We start from the raw sequence: 17,942 nt of genomic DNA on the forward strand, positions 1-17,942 counted from the left end.
TTGGTTTAGAATGTATTATTTCAATGTAAATTCCTGTACAAATAACCCTCCTCTTGTAGAAGAGAGCTTAATTTTTCCTTTTACCTCTTCGGCACTATTTACTTTTACTTTGAAGCTGACCGTTTTCTTCTCACCTTTTCCGGTGTAGCCAGCATAAATAGTTTTGTCATACAAGTCAGGACTGGTTATTTGAACTTTCGCGTTCTCGTATCCTTCCGTCAATGCTTTTGCAAATTCCAGGGATACTCTGTCTTCCTGAACAATCTTTACTAGCTTGGCTTGCTCCAGTGCTACAGGAAGCCCCCCAACATTTTCCCAAGTGAGGAAAATCTCATATTCTCCATCTTTGATTTTTTTAATTACTGGCTTTTCTATTTTGATCTCAGGAAGCCTTTTTGCCATAGCTAGATTAAATAAAGCCTGTTTCTTGGCCCAATTTTCCAATTGCCAAGGCGGACCGTTTTGTCCAAAAAATTTCGGATGAAATCCTCCAATTTCTACTTCGCCTAACTCAGGGTGATCAAACGGTGTCCAAGACTTAAAGCCTTTTCCTCCATTTTCTTCTTCATCCCAAACCAAAGCATCGTAATCATCATAAATGCCATCATTATTATAATCCTTCATGGCTCCGTTGTTCCACAACTCATCACCATACCAAATACTCCCAAAATAGAAGTAGCCAAAATCAGGCCCATGCCCAAATAGTGGAGAAGGCTTTAGGGGATCACCTGTCATTCTATTGACTTTATATCGAGTAGAATAGGTTTCATATACATCCCCAGCCCATGGATAAGCTGTGTAAGAAAGTCCCAACTCATCCATCTCTTTGTATATAGCCAAATCTTCTGGATACATTCGCTCTTCGCTTTTAGAAGTTGATGGCGGTCTTAAATGCATGGGAACTCTGGTATCCATTGAATTGACCACAGAAATATTGGCATGACTTAACATCCAAAGGACAGTAGACCGAGTTTCTGGCTCACTCAAAGGGTACTCACCAGCACCATATTGTGTATAACCTCTTCCCGTCAAGTCACCGCCTATATCAGGTCTCCAGTTTTCAGGGTAATTTCTATGAAGGTCTAGACCACCTACGCCGTCTTCATTATAATCTCCATCCCCATCATTATCGATCCCTTCTGTGTAAAGGAGATAATCACCTTTACCAGGGAAAACTCTTTTCATCAATTTCCCAGATGGATGATCTGGATCTACGATATAATTGGCCTTTTTCTTTTCTTCCTCGGTGACTGCCTTTTTTCTCATTTGATAGATTACTCCATCGCCGTCCAAATCCTCCTCAGGGTCTTCATCTATTAGTCCATCTCTATCATTGTCGTGGGGTTTTACCGTACTTCTATTTCTTTGCTCGGTATATAAATAAAGATTGGAGCCATCCGGATTGTTTTGAGGCCTTAAGTAGATGGCCTTGGTGTCAATCAGATGGGTAATCTCTTTGTCCTTGCCATAATTCTCCAGCAGATGTTGAGTCAACCAAAGTACTGACTCACTGGCAGTGATCTCGCCTGAATGTCTTCCTCCTTCGAAATATGCTGCTGGTTTTTCGGTGTCTTTTCCAGTCTTTTTATTGGTAAGCGTCATCTGATAGATCGGTCTTCCTTCAAATGACTCTCCTATTATATATAGGTCAACAATTTCAGGATAGAGTTCTGCCCATTTCTCATACCAATGATACATAACATTGACCGTATGATACTTGTCGAAAGTCAGCTTTTCTCCCGGCACATATTCGACTTCAGGAAATTTATGTTTTTTAAAAAAAGAGGGGCCATGACGCTCGCCCGATACTGTATGAAATTTGGCACTGGTATCACTTTCAGTAAAGACTTTGGCTTTTTGAAAAGTATCAATTTGGCCGTAACTCATCACAGAAAGTAACATCAAACTTGATAAGCTTGCTATTTTCTTCATGATTCGGTGGTTTTTAGAATGGCTAAAAGTAAAAAAGGTGATACATCTCTGTATCACCGTTTACAAAAAAAAGCCGGAATTTTCCGGCTTCTATTTTCTAATTGTCAATTCGAATGTTTCTGGAGTATAATTCACAAACCCAGGAACAGGCTTGCATTTTGGGAGCTGCCTTACTAAATAATCAATTCTTTCTCGCAGGCCTTTATCAGTATCAGTCAATAATTCATAGCCTGAAAGTTTTCCTTTAGAATCCACCATCAATAAGACTTTCACTTCCTCCACGTCTCTTGACTTTTTTGTTCTAAAAAGAAAAGGTGAATAGGAATCAATCATGTCTAGCGTATATTCTGGCCAAGCCCAGTGGGAATCTAAATTTGAAGCCATGCTTTCTTCTGTGTTAGTCAAGGGCTTTAATTCCAAATCCTTAGAAATTGTAATCTCCTCAGCCTTCACAGATTTATTTGGAACAGACTTTAGGCTCAATCTATTATATCTAACAATTGAACTTTCAAGTTTATCATCATTTGATTCGTCCCCATTCATTTGCGCGGCAGCAGAAACAGAAAGCTGAACAGCTAGAAAAATCATAACCGTCGCAATAGGGCCAAGAGTCTTTATTTTGAATGAATTCATCATATTCAAAGTATTTGTAACAAAAATACACTTTAAATTTTATCAAATGCAAAAAATTGTATTTTAAATTTTAAAAAAAACAATAAAAAAGTCTTGCCAGCAGCAAGACCCTTTTCAGAATATAAACCCAAATATAACTTTAGAGATTAAAAGTTTTTCTTTTTCAACTGAATGTTTGGAGTTTTCTCCATTTTTCAAATTTAAAATTTTGCCTTTATTCTAAAAACAAAATAAACTGAAAGACATTCATTTCGATTCCAAAGTAAATGCATTTTGAATATAATTACAAATTGAAAAAATAATTTTGCAATATTTTGAACAATCTTTAATTTACATGCGATTTCATTAACAATCATCTAAATCCAATCAAAAAAAATGGATAAAATTTTAGATATCGATAACATAGACCTCAAGATTATCTCCTTGCTGAACGAAGATGCCAAAACACCTTATACCGAAATTGCCAAAAAGGTATTTGTGTCTTCGGGGACTGTCCACGTGAGAATGAAGAAATTGGAAGATATGGGCATTGTTAAAAGTGCAACTCTGAATATCGATTTCTCAAAACTTGGTTACGACATCTCAGCATTTTTAGGTATTTATTTGGAAAAAAGCTCTCTATACGATACAGTTATTGAAAAATTAAAGGCAATCTCTGAAGTAGTAAGTGCTTACTACACGACAGGTAATTATTCAATTTTTGCAAAAATCATCTGCAGAGACACCAATCACCTTAGACTCGTATTGGATAAAATTCAAAAGGTAGAGGGCATTGATAGAACAGAGACTTTAATTGTTTTGGAAGAAAGTATAAACAGACCAATTCAATTTTTTGATAAAGAAAAAGGATAAAAACATCTATTTAGATCAAATCTAAATAAATGAAAAACGATATTATCGCAAAAAGCCTGGCATTGTCAGGCTTTTTTTATTTCCGAGAAAATATTCCCAAATTTGAACCTGAAGGGCATTTTTAATCGAAGAATTGTATCTCCAATAGATTTTTCGAATGTGATTGAACATAATATTTTGATTATATGTTGTACCTTCGCAGTCAAAATGTAATTAGTCTAAATAACTCACCAATAATGAGCAAAGACAACGAAATTTTAGAAGAATTCACCTCAAAAGAATACGAACATGGTTGGTCAGTCAATTATGAGGCTGATGAGGCTCCCGTAGGCTTAAATGAGGAAATCATAAAGTGGATCTCTGCAAAGAAAGAAGAGCCTTCTTGGCTATTGGAGTGGAGACTCAAAGCTTTTAGAACTTGGCAGGAAATGGCTGAGCCCGATTGGGCCAACGTGACTTATCCAAAAATTGATTTTGATAAGTTGAGATATTACTCTGCACCTAAGCAATCTAATAAGCCAAAAAACTTAAACGAGGTTGATCCGGAGTTATTAGCGATCTACGAGAGACTCGGTATTTCTTTAAATGAGCAAAAAAGACTTCAAGGTATTGCTGTAGATGCAGTCCTTGATTCAGTTTCTGTTGCTACTACCTTTAAAGGTACACTTAGCAAACTCGGAATCATTTTCTGCTCCTTCAGTGAAGCGGTGAAAGAGCACCCTGAATTAGTTAAAAAATATTTGGGGTCAGTGGTCCCAATGACAGATAATTATTATGCAGCTCTTAACTCGGCTGTCTTCTCTGATGGATCATTCTGCTACATTCCAAAAGGTGTAAGATGTCCTATGGAGCTTTCCACCTACTTCCGAATCAATGCCGCAAACACAGGTCAATTCGAAAGAACCTTGATCGTTGCGGAAGAAGAGTCATATGTGTCTTATTTGGAAGGCTGTACAGCACCTCAAAGAGATGAAAATCAACTTCATGCGGCTGTAGTGGAAATTTACGCAGCAGCTCATGCAGAGGTGAAGTACTCTACCGTTCAAAACTGGTTCCCAGGAGACAAAAACGGTAAAGGAGGTATTTACAACTTTGTTACGAAGAGAGGAATCTGCGCTGGTGATCATTCCAAGATTTCTTGGACTCAGGTGGAAACAGGTTCTGCTGTTACATGGAAATATCCTTCTTGTATATTAAAAGGTGATTATTCTATAGGTGAATTCTATTCAGTAGCCGTAACCAACAATTACCAACAAGCTGATACCGGGACCAAAATGATTCACATTGGTAAAAACACCAAATCAAGAATCGTATCCAAAGGTATCTCAGCTGGTAAATCCCAAAACTCCTACAGAGGTCAGGTTCAGGTGATGAAGAGAGCAGATAATGCCAGAAACTTCTCCCAGTGCGACTCCTTATTAATGGGGGATCGATGTGGAGCTCACACTTTCCCATATATCGATATCAATAATTCAAGCGCCAAAGTAGAGCATGAAGCGACTACATCGAAAATTGGTGAAGATCAGATTTTCTATTGCAACCAGAGAGGTATAGCAACGGAAGATGCTGTTGCTTTGATTGTCAATGGGTATGCAAAAGAAGTTCTGAACCAACTTCCAATGGAATTTGCAGTGGAAGCGCAAAAACTATTAGCCTTAACCCTAGAAGGATCTGTAGGTTAAGCGCCTGAGTTAAAATTTGAAATTGAAAATCTAGAACCATGTTATCAATAAAAAACCTACACGCATCAATTGAGGGCACTTCTATCTTGAGAGGCATCAATTTGGAAGTAAAAGCAGGTGAAGTGCACGCTATCATGGGACCTAATGGGTCCGGAAAATCTACTCTTGCCTCAGTTTTGGCTGGCAGAGAAGAATATGAAGTAACTGAAGGAGAAGTAACTTTCAAAGGCAAAGACCTTTTGGATCTTGCACCAGAAGACAGAGCTAGAGAGGGCGTATTCCTTGCATTTCAATATCCTGTAGAAATTCCTGGTGTATCTTCCACCAACTTCCTCAGAACTGCCGTGAATCAGGTAAGAGAATATAGAGGTTTGGAGCCTTTGGATGCGGTGAAGTTTCTTTCTTTGATGAAGGAGAAAATGAAATTGGTTGAGATTGACCAAAAGCTTTTGAGCAGAGCTTTGAACGAAGGTTTTTCTGGAGGGGAGAAAAAGAGAAATGAAATCTTCCAGATGGCAATGTTGGAGCCAACATTATCTATTTTGGACGAAACTGACTCCGGATTAGATATTGACGCACTTAAAGTTGTATCCAACGGAGTTAATCAATTGAAATCAGCAGATAATGCTACCATAGTGGTGACTCACTATCAGCGACTTTTAGATTACATCGTACCAGATTATGTACATGTGTTATATAAAGGAAGAATAGTGAAATCAGGAACCAAGGAATTGGCCTTGGAACTGGAAGAAAAAGGTTACGACTGGATCAAAGAAGAAATTGATTCGGCAGCCACTGTCTGATTTATAAAAAAACTACCATGAGTACCTTGACAAAACAAGATACCTTCTCTCCTTTATTGGAAGCAGCAACTGACAATTTTATTGAGCAGAGAACTCTGGGTAAAGAGAGTTTTCTTTCTCAAGGTCTGCCAGCGGTAAAGGAAGAGGAATATAAATTCACTCAGATATCCAGAAAACTGGAAAAAGAAATTTCAGACTTTCAATCTGCAAAACCAATTGAGTTGACCAAAGAACTTGTCGACCAATCTATTTATGAAGGTTTTGAGGGAAATGTCCTTGTATTCAACAATGGATCCTTTATTCCAGAACTTTCTGACTTGCCTGAGGGTATAGAGATTTCTTCTATTACAAAAAAAGAAGACTTGAATCTAGGAAGCATTGCCAAGCCTGAAAAGGATGCTTTTGCTGCTTTAAATTTAGCTTCATTTCAAGACGGTGCATTTATATCTGTTCCAAAGAAAACTCAAATAACTGCACCAATTCTCTTACTTTCCTTTTTCAAAGCAAATTCTGGACAGGTTGTACAACCTAGAATATGGATTGAATCCGGTGATTTTGCTGAAATAACTTTCATCGAGCAGTCTGTCCTTCTAGGAGAAAAAACTGTCTTTGCCAATAAAGTGGTAGAGATCAAGGGAGGCTTGAACACTAAGATCAATTACTACAGACTTCAGAATGAAGGCAAGCAATTTATCGAAGTAAGCAATATTGAAACTGATATTCATCAAGACTCTCAGTTTTCAGCAGTTACCATATCACTTTCAGGAAATATGGTTAGAAATAACCTCAACCTGAATATTCTAGGAAGTAATTCCGTTGGGAACATGTACGGCATTTACCTATTGAACGGTAAAGCACACGTGGATAATCACACGAACGTAGATCACACTGTGCCTCATGCAGAATCTAATGAATTGTACAAAGGGATCTTGGCTGACCATTCAAGAGGGGTTTTCAATGGGAAAATCTTTGTAAGACAAGATGCCCAGAAGACCAATGCTTTTCAGCAGAACAATAACATCTTGCTTTCTGAAGATGCGGTAATCAATACCAAGCCACAATTAGAAATTTGGGCAGATGATGTGAAATGTTCTCATGGATGTACGACAGGCCAGTTGGATGAAGAGGCTTTGTTCTATTTGCAGGCGAGAGGAATAGATAAAATGCAGGCAAAAGGTTTGCTTTTGTATGCATTTGCAGGAGAAGTATTAGAACACATAGAAACCGAAAGCTTCCAAGCATACTGTACTAATTTGGTGCAGGAGAGACTTGGAAGTAAATTCTAAAATCCATTCATGAATTTTGATGTGAACCAAATCAGGGGCTTGTTTCCTGTGCTTCACCAAGAAGTACACGGCAAGCCCTTGATTTATTTTGATAATGCAGCTACAACACAAAAACCGAAGCAGGTTCTTGAGGCTTTAACCTCCTACTATGAAAAGGATAATTCAAATATTCATAGAGGTGCTCATGCTTTAGCTGATAGAGCTACTCAGTATTTTGAAAATACCCGCGAGTCTGTCAGAAAATTTATCAATGCCAAAGAGAGTGCTGAAATAATATTTACAAAAGGAACTACCGAATCAATTAACTTGATAGCGCAAACCTTTGGGAGGAAATTTATCGGTAAAGGTGATGAAATCATCATCTCGACCATGGAGCACCATTCCAATATTGTTCCTTGGCAAATGCTCTGCGAAGCAACGGGAGCAGTCCTGAAAATCATCCCCATTCACGAAAATGGAGAGCTAGACTATCAGGAATTCGAGAAACTTCTTACTTCCAAAACAAAACTTCTAAGCGTAGTTCATGCATCTAATGCACTGGGCACGATCAATCCAGTCAAGAAAATGATTGATGCAGCGCATGCTGTTGGAGCCAAAGTATTATTGGACGGAGCGCAATCCACTAGTCATTTGGAAATAGATGTTGTGGACTTGGATTGCGATTTTATGGTGTTTTCTGCTCACAAATTATATGGTCCTACCGGATTGGGAGTGTTGTATGGAAATAGGGAAATCCTTGAAGCCATGCCACCATTTTTGGGTGGTGGAGAAATGATCAAGGAGGTTACCTTCGAAAAAACAACCTACAACGACATCCCTTTCAAATTCGAAGCAGGAACTCCCAATATAGCTGACGTAATTGCATTCGACGCTGCAATAGAGTTTATTGACTCCTTAGGTAAAAAGGCAATTAAGGAGCACGAAGATGAGCTTTTGAGCTATGCCAATGAATTGACAGCTGATATCAAAGGCTTTCAACCGATAGGTACGGCAAAACAAAAAGTATCTGTTCTATCTTTCAATATCAACGGCATGCACCCATTCGATGTAGGTCAAATGCTGGACGCTAGAGGTATCGCTGTGAGAACAGGTCACCATTGTACTCAGCCTTTGATGAAACGATTTGGAATAGAAGGAACTGTTAGGGCTAGCTTTGCTGTTTACAATACCAAATCTGAAATTGAGCAAATGGCAGAAGGAATTGCCAGAATAGCCAAAATCAAAAATAAATGAGCAGCATCAACGAAATTCAAGACGAAATCGTATCAGAATTTGAGATCCTAGGAGATGATAGAGAATCCACCATTTTCTACATAATGGAACTTGGAGGAAACTTGGAAGGTTTTCCCGTTGAGGAGCAAAAAGAAGAAAATATCATTAAAGGTTGTCAATCTAAAGTTTGGTTGATTGCAGATGAAATTGATGGTAAAGTACACTTCAAAGCTGATTCTAATACAGATATTACCAAAGGATTGATTTCTCTTTTAATCCGCGTATTGAATGACAGAACTCCAGAGGAAATTATCCATGCTGATCTCAATTTTATTAACAGAATTGGCATGGGGAGTATTATTGGGAGTCAAAGATCCAATGGATTGGCTTCAATGATTAAGCAGATGAAGTTGTATGCCATTGCCTTCCAAACCAAGCTAAATGCCTAATTATGGAAACTGAAAATAACACAGTGGGACAGGTTACTAATTTGAAGGAAAAAGTGGTTCAGGCCATAAAACTGGTTTATGATCCTGAAATTCCAGTGGATGTTTATGAATTAGGATTGATCTATGAGATTACTGTTTATCCCGTCAATAACGTCTATGTTTTAATGACCTTAACCTCACCGAACTGTCCATCAGCGGAATTTATACCTTCTGAGGTAAAAGATAAAATACAGCAGATTCAAGGAATAAATAATGTGGAAGTAGAAGTAACATTTGATCCTCCCTACTCCCAGGATATGATGTCTGAAGCTGCAAAACTTGAATTAGGATTTCTATAAAGAACTTTAAATAATAAGATAATATGTACCCTGAAGAATTAATTGCTCCTATGAGAGCTGAACTCTCAGATGTGGGATTTGAAGAGTTTAGAACAGCAGAACAAGTTGCTACCCACCTAGGACCAGACCATAAAGGGACCACTTTCGTAGTGGTGAACTCTGTCTGTGGCTGTGCTGCAGGTGCTGCAAGACCAGGTGTAAGATATGCATTGGAGAATGCTTCGAAAAAACCGACTACACTTGCAACAGTATTTGCCGGAAACGATCGTGAAGCTGTGGATAAGATTAGAGAAATCGTATTACCTTATCCTCCATCCTCTCCTGCTATGGCTTTATTCAAAGATGGAGAGCTTGTTCATTTCATAGAGCGTCATCACATTGAAGGAAGAAATGCTAAAATGATCGGTGACCACTTAGTAGAGGTTTTTGAACATTTTTGTGATTAAAAAAAGCCCTTCGGGGCTTTTTTCATGAAAATTTTGTAAGAGCAATCTTTTTCGAAAAGAAATTTTAAGGATTTATTGAATTTCCAATATCCAATTTAAAATTCCCTTGCTTTTCAAACGGTAAAAAGAGCATTTTTGCAAAATTATATTACCCATCGCATAATAAAACCTTAAAAAATATGGGATTTTAGTAACTTAAGGCCATCTTTTACGGTTTTTATAAAAACGCAATCCAAAAACAAGTTATATGTCTGATTCCGCCAAGTTGTCCTACAACGGACAAGATTTTGAGTTTCCGATTATAGTCGGAACCGAACAAGAACCTGCAATCGATATTGCAAAACTAAGAGGAGCTACTGGTCTAATCACCTTAGATCCAGGTTATAAAAATACCGGATCGACCACTAGTGCAATCACATTTTTAGATGGAGAAGAAGGAATTCTTCGTTACAGAGGATACAGAATTGAAGATTTGGCAGAGAAGTCAACTTTCTTGGAGGTAGCTTACCTTCTTATCTACGGTGAACTTCCTACCCAGGCTGAATTTGAAAACTTCTCCAAAGAAATCACTCATCACACTTTGGTTCACGAAGACATCAAGAAGATTCTAGATGGCTTCCCTTCCAACGCGCACCCAATGGGCGTGCTATCTTCTTTGATTTGTTCTCTATCTGCTTTCTACCCTGATTCATTAAATCCAAATAGAAGCAAAGAAGAGGTGAACATGAGCATCATCCGTCTTATTGCCAAAATGCCAACTTTTGCTGCATGGGCTTATAAGAACGAAATGGGACATCCTGTGAATTATCCGGATAATACTCTGGATTATTGCTCCAATTTCCTAAAAATGATGTTTGCCCTTCCGGCAGAAAAGTATGATGTAGATCCTGTTGTATCTAAAGCTTTAGATAAATTGTTGATCCTTCATGCCGATCACGAACAAAACTGTTCTACTTCTACAGTGAGAATTGTTGGTTCTTCACAAGCAAGTATCTATGCTTCTATTTCTGCAGGTATCAATGCGCTATGGGGACCACTTCATGGAGGAGCAAACCAATCAGTGATCGAAATGCTAGAAGCTATCAAAGCTGATGGTGGAGATGCTAAGAAATACCTAGACAAAGCAAAAGACAAGAATGATCCTTTCAGATTGATGGGCTTTGGACACAGAGTGTATAAAAACTTTGATCCAAGAGCGAAAATCATCAAGAAAGCAGCTGACGATGTATTGGAAAAACTAGGAGTAAATGATCCAGTATTAGAAATCGCCAAAGAATTGGAATACGCTGCATTGAATGATCAATATTTCGTAGACAGAAAGCTATATCCAAATGTGGATTTCTACTCTGGAATTATCTACCGTGCATTGGGTATACCTACTGATATGTTCACGGTAATGTTTGCTTTGGGTCGTCTCCCAGGTTGGATCGCACAATGGAAAGAAATGCGTGAAAACGGTGAACCAATCGGTAGACCAAGACAAGTATATACTGGTGCAAATGAAAGAGATTATGTTTCTATGAATAGAAGATAATTTTGATTTATGCTAAAATATGAAAGCCAGCCTTCCTAAGGTTGGCTTTTTTATTGACATATCTTATCCAAACCGAATTTTTAACGGATATTTGGAAACTGAAAACACCAATTAGAGTTTACATGAAACCTACCACACTGGATGAGGCAATGGCCCTAACCAAAAAATTTACAGAAAGACCCAGCAATGAAGAATTATTGAAACTTTATGGCCTTTACAAACAAGCCACTGAGGGAGATAATACAGGAGAAAGACCGGGGGGATTTGACTTCAAAGCTGCTGCTAAATACAATAGCTGGTTGAGTTTAAAGGGAAAAAGTCAGGAAGAGGCTACCCAAGAATACATCGATTTTGTCGGTAATTTATCCGAGAAGTACATCTAAATAGAAAGAGGATAGAATTCAGCAGGGAGATCTATCCTTTTTTTGACATATTCTTTAACAATTTTTTTACAAAAGCCTATTGCTCTTGTCTTGAAAAGCGTTGGGCTAAAATAGATCCGACAATCAATTGCTGAATGTGATAAAGCATCACTGGAAGTAGTACTAATCCCAGAATGGCAGGATCGGGGAATATCACTTTTCCAATCACAACTCCATGCACCAAGGATTTTTTGGAACCACAGAAAAGAGCTGTGATCCTATCTTCTACTGAAAAGGAAAGTACATTTGAAAGGTAGTATGTAATCATGCATATCAAGGCGAAGAGCCCTAACATGATAGCAGCTAACTGAAAAAGAGTAGATAAGGAATATGGTGCAAAGATTTTTTGAGCGAATGACTCAGAAAATGCCGTAAATACAATTATCATGATTACGGTTTGATCCACATATTTTAATCGTTGAAGATGTTTGTGGATTTTAGGAAAAAGCCATTTATGAAGAAATATTCCTAAGCAAACCGGGAGTATGACCTTATAAGTTAATTCCAAAAGAGTTGGCAGAAAGTCCACCTCTACTCCCAGACTAGCTTCTCCTAGAACATCCATCCAGAGAGGAGTGACTACCACTCCGATCAAGCTGGAAATACTTGCGTTAAATATAGCAGCAGGAATATTCCCCCTTGCGATTGAAACCATTACTACCGATGCACTAACGGTTGAAGGCAAAGCCGATAAATAACTAATTCCCAAAACAAAATCCTGTTTGATTGAAGGAATCAATTGAAGTCCCAAGAATACCAGCAATGGAAAAAGCAGAAACGTAGTTAATTGAATCAATAGGTGCAATTTCCAGTTGGAAAGACCTTGACGTAGCTGATTCGGATCGAGCTTCACTCCATAAAAGAAGAAAACCAATGCAATTCCTACATTAATGATCGGTTTCCAAGGGACTGGGCTGGATGCTGCCCCCCATTCTGGAAATAGATAGCCCAAAGCAATGGCTCCAAATAGTCCTAAAAGAAAACCATTGAGACCAACTCTCTTCAGAAGACTCCAGATTTTTTTCACTTAGCCAATCAATCTTTTAAAATTATCACAGAGGACAGCAGTCGCTATCGCAACATTCAATGACTCAGCAGAGCCAAAGGCAGGAATAGTTATTTTCCTTGAAACAAAAGGCTCTACCTCGGGAGAAATTCCTTTAGATTCATTCCCCATCAAAATTACCCCCGGCTCTACCTTCGACAAACTATGCAGATTTTCCCCGTCCAAAAATGCTCCATAAACCGGTAAATTCCAGGAAGAGAGCACTGCGGGTAAGTCTTCGTAAAAAAATTGAATCCTGGTAAATGACCCCATGCTAGCTTGAATAACCTTGGGGTTATAGAAATCAGCTGTTTGAGAGGAAAAAAGAAGTTTTTTGATTCCGTACCAATCTGCAATCCGGATGATAGTCCCTAGGTTTCCAGGATCTCTGACATCATCCAGCGCAACAACAAGTTCATTTTGATCAGGTCTAAAAGCTTCATTGACTTTTTGCTTTACCACTGCTAAAGCCGAATCATTGCTTTGATATTGACCTAGGCTTTCCAATTGATTTTTTGTTGCTTGGATAATTTCGAAACTGCATTTTTTTAAAAGAACATTATGCCTTTCGATAAAATCAGGAGTAGCCACCAAAAAATCAATGATGAAGTCTGAGTTGATCACCTCCACAACACTTTTTTCACCTTCTACAAAGAACTTTTGATGTTCGGCACGGTATTTCTTCTGATGTAAGGATTTTATAAACTTAACCGTATTTTTGCTAAGCATTGTGATTGAATCTTTCGATTTGAAATTCTCCAAATATATACTTTTTCTTTCTCTGCTAGGGCTTGCTTCAGCTTGTTCCTTGACTAAAAATCTCCAAGAAGGAGAATATGTGGTCTATGAATCTGATATAGAAGGGGTGGAAAAAGCAAACGAAGAAGAAATAGCTGGTTTAATCCAGCAGGAACCCAATTTTAGAATTCCTGTTTTTAATTTTTCTCCAGGAGTCACTATTTACAGATTTGGGAAATCATTCTTTGACAGTGTCGCAGTCAGTGAAAAAAGGGTTGAAATTGAAAAAGAGCTAAAGCAAATAGAACAACAGCTTGACTCTATTCCAGGGGACAGAAAACTTCAGAAAAAATCCGATAAGCTCAATACCAAAATCGAGAACCTCAAAGAGAAAGAAGAGTATGGAAATGGGTTTATGCGCACTGGCAATCCGGTAACAGTTCTGGATAGCAGCCTTTTGGAATCAACAAACAGGAATATTTCTGCTTACCTTCAGAATAATGGTTTTTTTGATTCAAGGAGCTCTTTTGAAGTTGAAACAAAAGGAAAAAAGGCATATGTAACTTATAGTATTGTAGAAAATACGCCTTACAGAGTCGACTCTGTTTATACCAGAACAGACAACGAGGATATCCAGATTATTCTCAATCAGAACAAATCAAAATCCAACTTAGCCAAAGGGAAAATCTATGCCCAAAATGATATCATAGCTGAAAGAAATCAAGTAGAAGAATTATTGAAAAACAATGGGTTTTACATGTTTTCCAAATCCTACTTGGAGTACAATGTGTATCAGGATACTGCTAAGAAAAATGTTCAAATTGAGCAAATTATAAGGAAACCCACATTTGCTGAACAGCATGAAATCTATACGATTGAAAATATTAATTTTAGAATTAATCCTCCCTCAGATGGATTCAGCGACGGCAGAGTTTCAGGTCAATATGACGGTATAAATTTCAATTTTTATAGAGATAGATATTCAGAGAAAATTCTTGCTTCGAGAATTCTATTTGATAAAAATGATCGATACAGCCGAAATAAAGTAATTGAAAGCCAAAGGCAACTAAGCAATCTAGACCTTTTTAGGTTTGTCAATATTTCCTTTGACACCTTAGGCACCTCACTAACAGCAAATATTTTTACACAGCCAGCTCAAAAATACCAATTGACAAATCAGCTGGGTTTGAGTGTAACAGAGCAGTTGCCTGGACCTTTTTTCAGTACCTCATTAAGAAATAGAAACTTTTTCAGAGCTGGAGAAATCTTGGAATTCAACTTCAGAGCAGGTCTGGAAGGTGTGGCCTCTGCGACAAATCAGGGGGTGTATCAAAGTCAGGAATTAGGAGTTTCAGCTTCTATTATTTACCCGAGATTTTTGATTCCATTCGTTCCAAATACGCTGAAAAAATACGGGAAATACAATCCCAATACACGAACCCAAATCGGTTATAACTATACTAACCGACCAGAATATACCCGAAAGGGTTTGAACGGTTTGCTAGCATATACTTGGGCCACCACGAATCAAAGACAGCAATTCACTATTAACCTTGCTGACATCAACTATATCAGGACTCCAAATATCACAGATGACTTTTTGGATGTTTTGCAGAATTTGGCCAATCAGGGAAATAATTTGATCTGGTCCTTCCTTCCTTCTTTTGTAAGTAGCGTTTCCGGCCAATCCGTCATCAACTTTAATCGTTATGGAGATTGGAAAAGAAGACCATCTTCCCTTCTTCGATTGTTTGTAGAAAGTGGCGGTACTTCGCTCAACTTATTCAATGTGCCGAGCAACAACAATGAAAACCTTCAGTTTGCCAATTTCCAGTGGCTTAAATTTCAGGCAGATTTTAGGAGATATTATCCAGTCGATCAAAAACAGACTTTTGCCTATCGTTTAAATTTCGGAATCGCCCAACCTTATGGAGTGAGTGCTGGAATTCTTCCTTACGAAAAATATTTCTTTGCGGGTGGAGGTACGAGTATTAGAGCATGGCAAGCAAGACGATTGGGACCTGGAAGCTCTGTACCAACCATAGGTGATGGAGGGCGCTATGATTATAATTTCGAGCAACCTTCGGAAATGATCATAGAATCCATGCTGGAATATAGAAGAAAGCTTTATGGCTACTTTGACATGGCCTTGTTCATAGATGTGGGAAATTCATGGATGATAGGCGTAGATGCCAGTAGACCCGGAGCGGATTTTAGGTTTGATCGATTCTACAAAGAGTTTGCTGTAGGTTCTGGCATAGGTTTGAGAATGGATTTTGACTTTTTGATTATTAGACTAGACTTGGCTACGAAAGCAATTGACCCATCTCAACCCGAAGGAGAAAGATGGGTGTTGGACAATATTAATTTCAGAAGACCATTTGGCCTAAGAGGTCAAACTGTACTTAACTTTGGGATTGGATATCCCTTCTAAACAAATGGCTAGAGCGAGTAAAGAGGAAATAGCAGAATTATATCAAAAAATCCAGGATCATATATGCTCAGAATTAGAGCAGTATGATGGGACGGGAAAATTCAAAGAAGACAAATGGGAAAGAGCTGCAGGCGGCGGTGGGAGAACCCGGATATTTGAAAATGGCCAAGTGATAGAAAAAGGTGGAGTTGCTTTTTCAGCTGTTCATGGTCCAACACCTGAAAAAATCCTAAATAAACTGGGTTTAGATGAAGCAGATTTCTACGCCACAGGTGTTTCGATTGTACTGCATCCTATTAACCCTCATGTACCCATCATCCATATGAATATTCGATATTTTGAAATGGAGAATGGCGTTTATTGGTTTGGAGGCGGTATTGATTTAACCCCTCACTATATAGTACCTGACGATGCTCGGTATTTTCATCAGCAATTAAAGTCGGTTTGTGATCAATTTGACGATACTTATTATCCAAAATTTAAAAACTGGGCGGACGATTATTTTTACCTCAAACACAGAGATGAGACAAGAGGAGTTGGAGGAATATTTTATGACCGCTTAGCCGGTAAAAATGATGAGCAATTTTCAAGCATACTTGAATTTAGTTTAGCATTAGGAAGACTCTTTCCGAAAATTTACGGGCACTTCATGAGGAAAAATGTCGAAAATCCAGTAACTGTGGAAGAGAAAGCTTGGCAAAATTTGAGAAGAGGGAGGTATGTGGAATTCAACTTGGTATGGGATGCAGGCACTAAGTTTGGTCTGGACACAAATGGCAGAACTGAAAGCATCCTGATGAGCATGCCTCCTCAGGCAGAATGGACCTATATGCACGAGCCAAAATCTGGGAGTCGGGAAGAATTTACGCTCAAGCATCTTAAAAAAGGGATAGACTGGCTTAATTTTCACCCATGATAGAGCAAATCAAAAAATGGGATGAGGATTTATTCCTCTGGCTCAATTCTTTCCACACAGACTGGTTGGATCCGGTCATGTACCAAGCCACAGAAACAATTACCTGGATTCCATTATATGCATTTTTGATCTATAAGATTTATAAATCCAACCCCTCAAATAGTTGGTGGGTATTTGGAGGTGTGGCGCTGACTATTTTGATTTCTGACCAATTTACTTCTGGATTTATGAAACCATTTTTTGAAAGATTAAGACCCTGTCATGACGAAAGATGGACTGATGTCATTCACAATTATGGGAGATGCGGAGGCTTGTATGGATTCGCATCTTCACACGCCGCGAATACTTTTGGCTTAGCAGTTTTTCTCAATAAAAAATTAGGAAAATCCATTAAAGGACTGGGCTGGTTATTTTTATATGCAATTTTAGTCAGTTACACCCGGATTTATTTGGGAGTTCACTATCCAGTAGACATTCTGATTGGAGCAAGTATTGGAACAGCAGCAGCCTTTATCAGCTGGTTTTTGATAGTATTTGTGAAAAGAGAGTTCTTGAAGAAATTTTTGAAATGAACTTAAACAGAACATCAAATGAGCAGGAAACAATTTTGAAATTCTTAAAGGAAATTCAATCCTACTCTCCTTTGGAAGACCATTCTGAGAAAGCTCTAGCAAATATTTGTTTTATCCAAAAAGTAGGGAAAAATGAGGTCCTTCAAGAAATAGGAAAAACTTGTAAAACCATATATTTTGTAATGGAAGGCTCTGCCAGAATCTTTTACCTAAAAGACGGGCTTGAGATTACGGAGTATTTCGCTTTTAAAAATGATTTAATAGTCAGAGCAGAAAGTTTGTTTAAATCTTTACCAAGTAACAAGGGGATTGTATCGATAGAAGAGACCCTATTTGTGGGAATTCCTTCAAATGCACTTTTCTCATTATTTGACGAGTTCCATGATATTGAAAGACTTTTTAGGATACTAATTCAAACAGTCTATCTCGAAACTATAAAACGACTTGAATCCATTCAATTTCAAACTGCAGAAGAAAGATATAAAGGCCTTTTAGAAAACCATCCTGAATTCATTCAAAAGATACCCTTAAAACACATTGCTTCATACTTAGGAATTACCCAGGTAAGTCTCAGTCGAATAAGAGCGGGAATTTCCTGATTTTTTAACATTTGTAAAAAGAATACTTCCTTGAAAACCCCAGTTTTGA

At 38.1% G+C, this 17,942-nt stretch carries 18 protein-coding genes; 14 read left to right on the forward strand and 4 right to left on the reverse strand.

All coding sequences use genetic code 11. From position 1 onward, the window contains the following. Positions 1 to 15: 15 nt before the first annotated feature. A complete protein-coding gene (locus B2906_RS01460) occupies positions 16 to 1,932 on the reverse strand; it encodes a M14 family metallopeptidase (RefSeq protein WP_219958339.1) in 1,917 nt (638 codons plus the stop codon). 90 nt (positions 1,933 to 2,022) lie between these two features. Next, positions 2,023 to 2,568 carry a hypothetical protein gene (locus B2906_RS01465; RefSeq protein ID WP_219958338.1) on the reverse strand — a complete coding sequence of 182 codons (546 nt, stop codon included), beginning with the start codon at positions 2,566 to 2,568 and terminating at the stop codon, positions 2,023 to 2,025. 372 nt (positions 2,569 to 2,940) lie between these two features. Between B2906_RS01465 and B2906_RS01470 the strand changes: the two genes are divergently transcribed. From B2906_RS01470 to B2906_RS01515, 10 genes are all read left to right on the forward strand, one after another. Further along, the gene (locus B2906_RS01470; protein WP_091654549.1) at positions 2,941 to 3,417 is read left to right on the forward strand and encodes an Lrp/AsnC ligand binding domain-containing protein; all 477 of its coding nucleotides are present in this window, start codon (positions 2,941 to 2,943) and stop codon (positions 3,415 to 3,417) included. A gap of 236 nt (positions 3,418 to 3,653) precedes the next feature. After that, positions 3,654 to 5,099, forward strand: a complete 1,446-nt coding sequence (gene sufB, locus B2906_RS01475) for a Fe-S cluster assembly protein SufB (RefSeq protein WP_219958337.1) — start codon at positions 3,654 to 3,656, stop codon at positions 5,097 to 5,099. A gap of 38 nt (positions 5,100 to 5,137) precedes the next feature. Beyond that, positions 5,138 to 5,902, forward strand: coding sequence for a Fe-S cluster assembly ATPase SufC (gene sufC, locus B2906_RS01480; protein WP_219958336.1), 765 nt, complete (start codon positions 5,138 to 5,140; stop codon positions 5,900 to 5,902). Between the two features lie 17 nt (positions 5,903 to 5,919). Further along, on the forward strand, positions 5,920 to 7,188 hold the full coding sequence (gene sufD, locus B2906_RS01485; protein WP_219958335.1) for a Fe-S cluster assembly protein SufD: 1,269 nt from the start codon (positions 5,920 to 5,922) through the stop codon (positions 7,186 to 7,188). A gap of 9 nt (positions 7,189 to 7,197) precedes the next feature. Continuing rightward, on the forward strand, positions 7,198 to 8,421 hold the full coding sequence (locus B2906_RS01490; RefSeq protein ID WP_219958334.1) for a cysteine desulfurase: 1,224 nt from the start codon (positions 7,198 to 7,200) through the stop codon (positions 8,419 to 8,421). Continuing rightward, positions 8,418 to 8,849 (forward strand): SufE family protein, encoded by a 432-nt coding sequence (locus tag B2906_RS01495; protein ID WP_219958333.1) that lies wholly within the window; start codon positions 8,418 to 8,420, stop codon positions 8,847 to 8,849. Before B2906_RS01490 ends, B2906_RS01495 begins: the two co-directional genes overlap by 4 nt. Positions 8,850 to 8,851: 2 nt before the next feature. Beyond that, the gene (locus B2906_RS01500; protein WP_091654555.1) at positions 8,852 to 9,187 is read left to right on the forward strand and encodes an iron-sulfur cluster assembly protein; all 336 of its coding nucleotides are present in this window, start codon (positions 8,852 to 8,854) and stop codon (positions 9,185 to 9,187) included. Positions 9,188 to 9,210: 23 nt separating this feature from the next. Then, the gene (locus tag B2906_RS01505; protein ID WP_219958332.1) at positions 9,211 to 9,633 is read left to right on the forward strand and encodes a BrxA/BrxB family bacilliredoxin; all 423 of its coding nucleotides are present in this window, start codon (positions 9,211 to 9,213) and stop codon (positions 9,631 to 9,633) included. 247 nt (positions 9,634 to 9,880) lie between these two features. Next, entirely contained in the window at positions 9,881 to 11,167 is a 1,287-nt protein-coding gene (locus B2906_RS01510) for a citrate synthase (RefSeq protein WP_091654558.1), read from the forward strand. 122 nt (positions 11,168 to 11,289) lie between these two features. After that, the gene (locus B2906_RS01515) at positions 11,290 to 11,550 is read left to right on the forward strand and encodes an acyl-CoA-binding protein (protein ID WP_091654560.1); all 261 of its coding nucleotides are present in this window, start codon (positions 11,290 to 11,292) and stop codon (positions 11,548 to 11,550) included. 76 nt (positions 11,551 to 11,626) lie between these two features. Here the strand turns inward: B2906_RS01515 and B2906_RS01520 are convergent, their stop codons facing one another. Then, positions 11,627 to 12,616 (reverse strand): bile acid:sodium symporter family protein, encoded by a 990-nt coding sequence (locus B2906_RS01520; protein WP_219958331.1) that lies wholly within the window; start codon positions 12,614 to 12,616, stop codon positions 11,627 to 11,629. Next, positions 12,617 to 13,363: a TrmH family RNA methyltransferase gene (locus tag B2906_RS01525; RefSeq protein WP_219958330.1), complete on the reverse strand. Its 747-nt coding sequence runs from the start codon at positions 13,361 to 13,363 to the stop codon at positions 12,617 to 12,619. It abuts the gene before it with no gap. Positions 13,364 to 13,382: 19 nt separating this feature from the next. Between B2906_RS01525 and B2906_RS01530 the strand changes: the two genes are divergently transcribed. Genes B2906_RS01530 through B2906_RS01545 form a run of 4 tightly spaced genes read left to right on the forward strand, consistent with a single transcriptional unit; the run spans position 13,383 to position 17,893 of the window. Then, the gene (locus B2906_RS01530) at positions 13,383 to 15,806 is read left to right on the forward strand and encodes a BamA/TamA family outer membrane protein (RefSeq protein ID WP_219958329.1); all 2,424 of its coding nucleotides are present in this window, start codon (positions 13,383 to 13,385) and stop codon (positions 15,804 to 15,806) included. Between the two features lie 4 nt (positions 15,807 to 15,810). Beyond that, the gene (gene hemF / locus B2906_RS01535) at positions 15,811 to 16,722 is read left to right on the forward strand and encodes an oxygen-dependent coproporphyrinogen oxidase (protein ID WP_219958328.1); all 912 of its coding nucleotides are present in this window, start codon (positions 15,811 to 15,813) and stop codon (positions 16,720 to 16,722) included. Beyond that, positions 16,719 to 17,294, forward strand: coding sequence for a phosphatase PAP2 family protein (locus tag B2906_RS01540; RefSeq protein ID WP_219958327.1), 576 nt, complete (start codon positions 16,719 to 16,721; stop codon positions 17,292 to 17,294). Before hemF ends, B2906_RS01540 begins: the two co-directional genes overlap by 4 nt. Further along, positions 17,291 to 17,893: a Crp/Fnr family transcriptional regulator gene (locus B2906_RS01545; protein ID WP_219958326.1), complete on the forward strand. Its 603-nt coding sequence runs from the start codon at positions 17,291 to 17,293 to the stop codon at positions 17,891 to 17,893. Before B2906_RS01540 ends, B2906_RS01545 begins: the two co-directional genes overlap by 4 nt. Positions 17,894 to 17,942: the final 49 nt, after the last annotated feature.

This window comes from Algoriphagus sp. UBA3586 (assembly GCF_002376385.1).
In the GTDB taxonomy this organism is placed as follows: Bacteria; Bacteroidota; Bacteroidia; order Cytophagales; family Cyclobacteriaceae; genus Algoriphagus; species Algoriphagus ornithinivorans.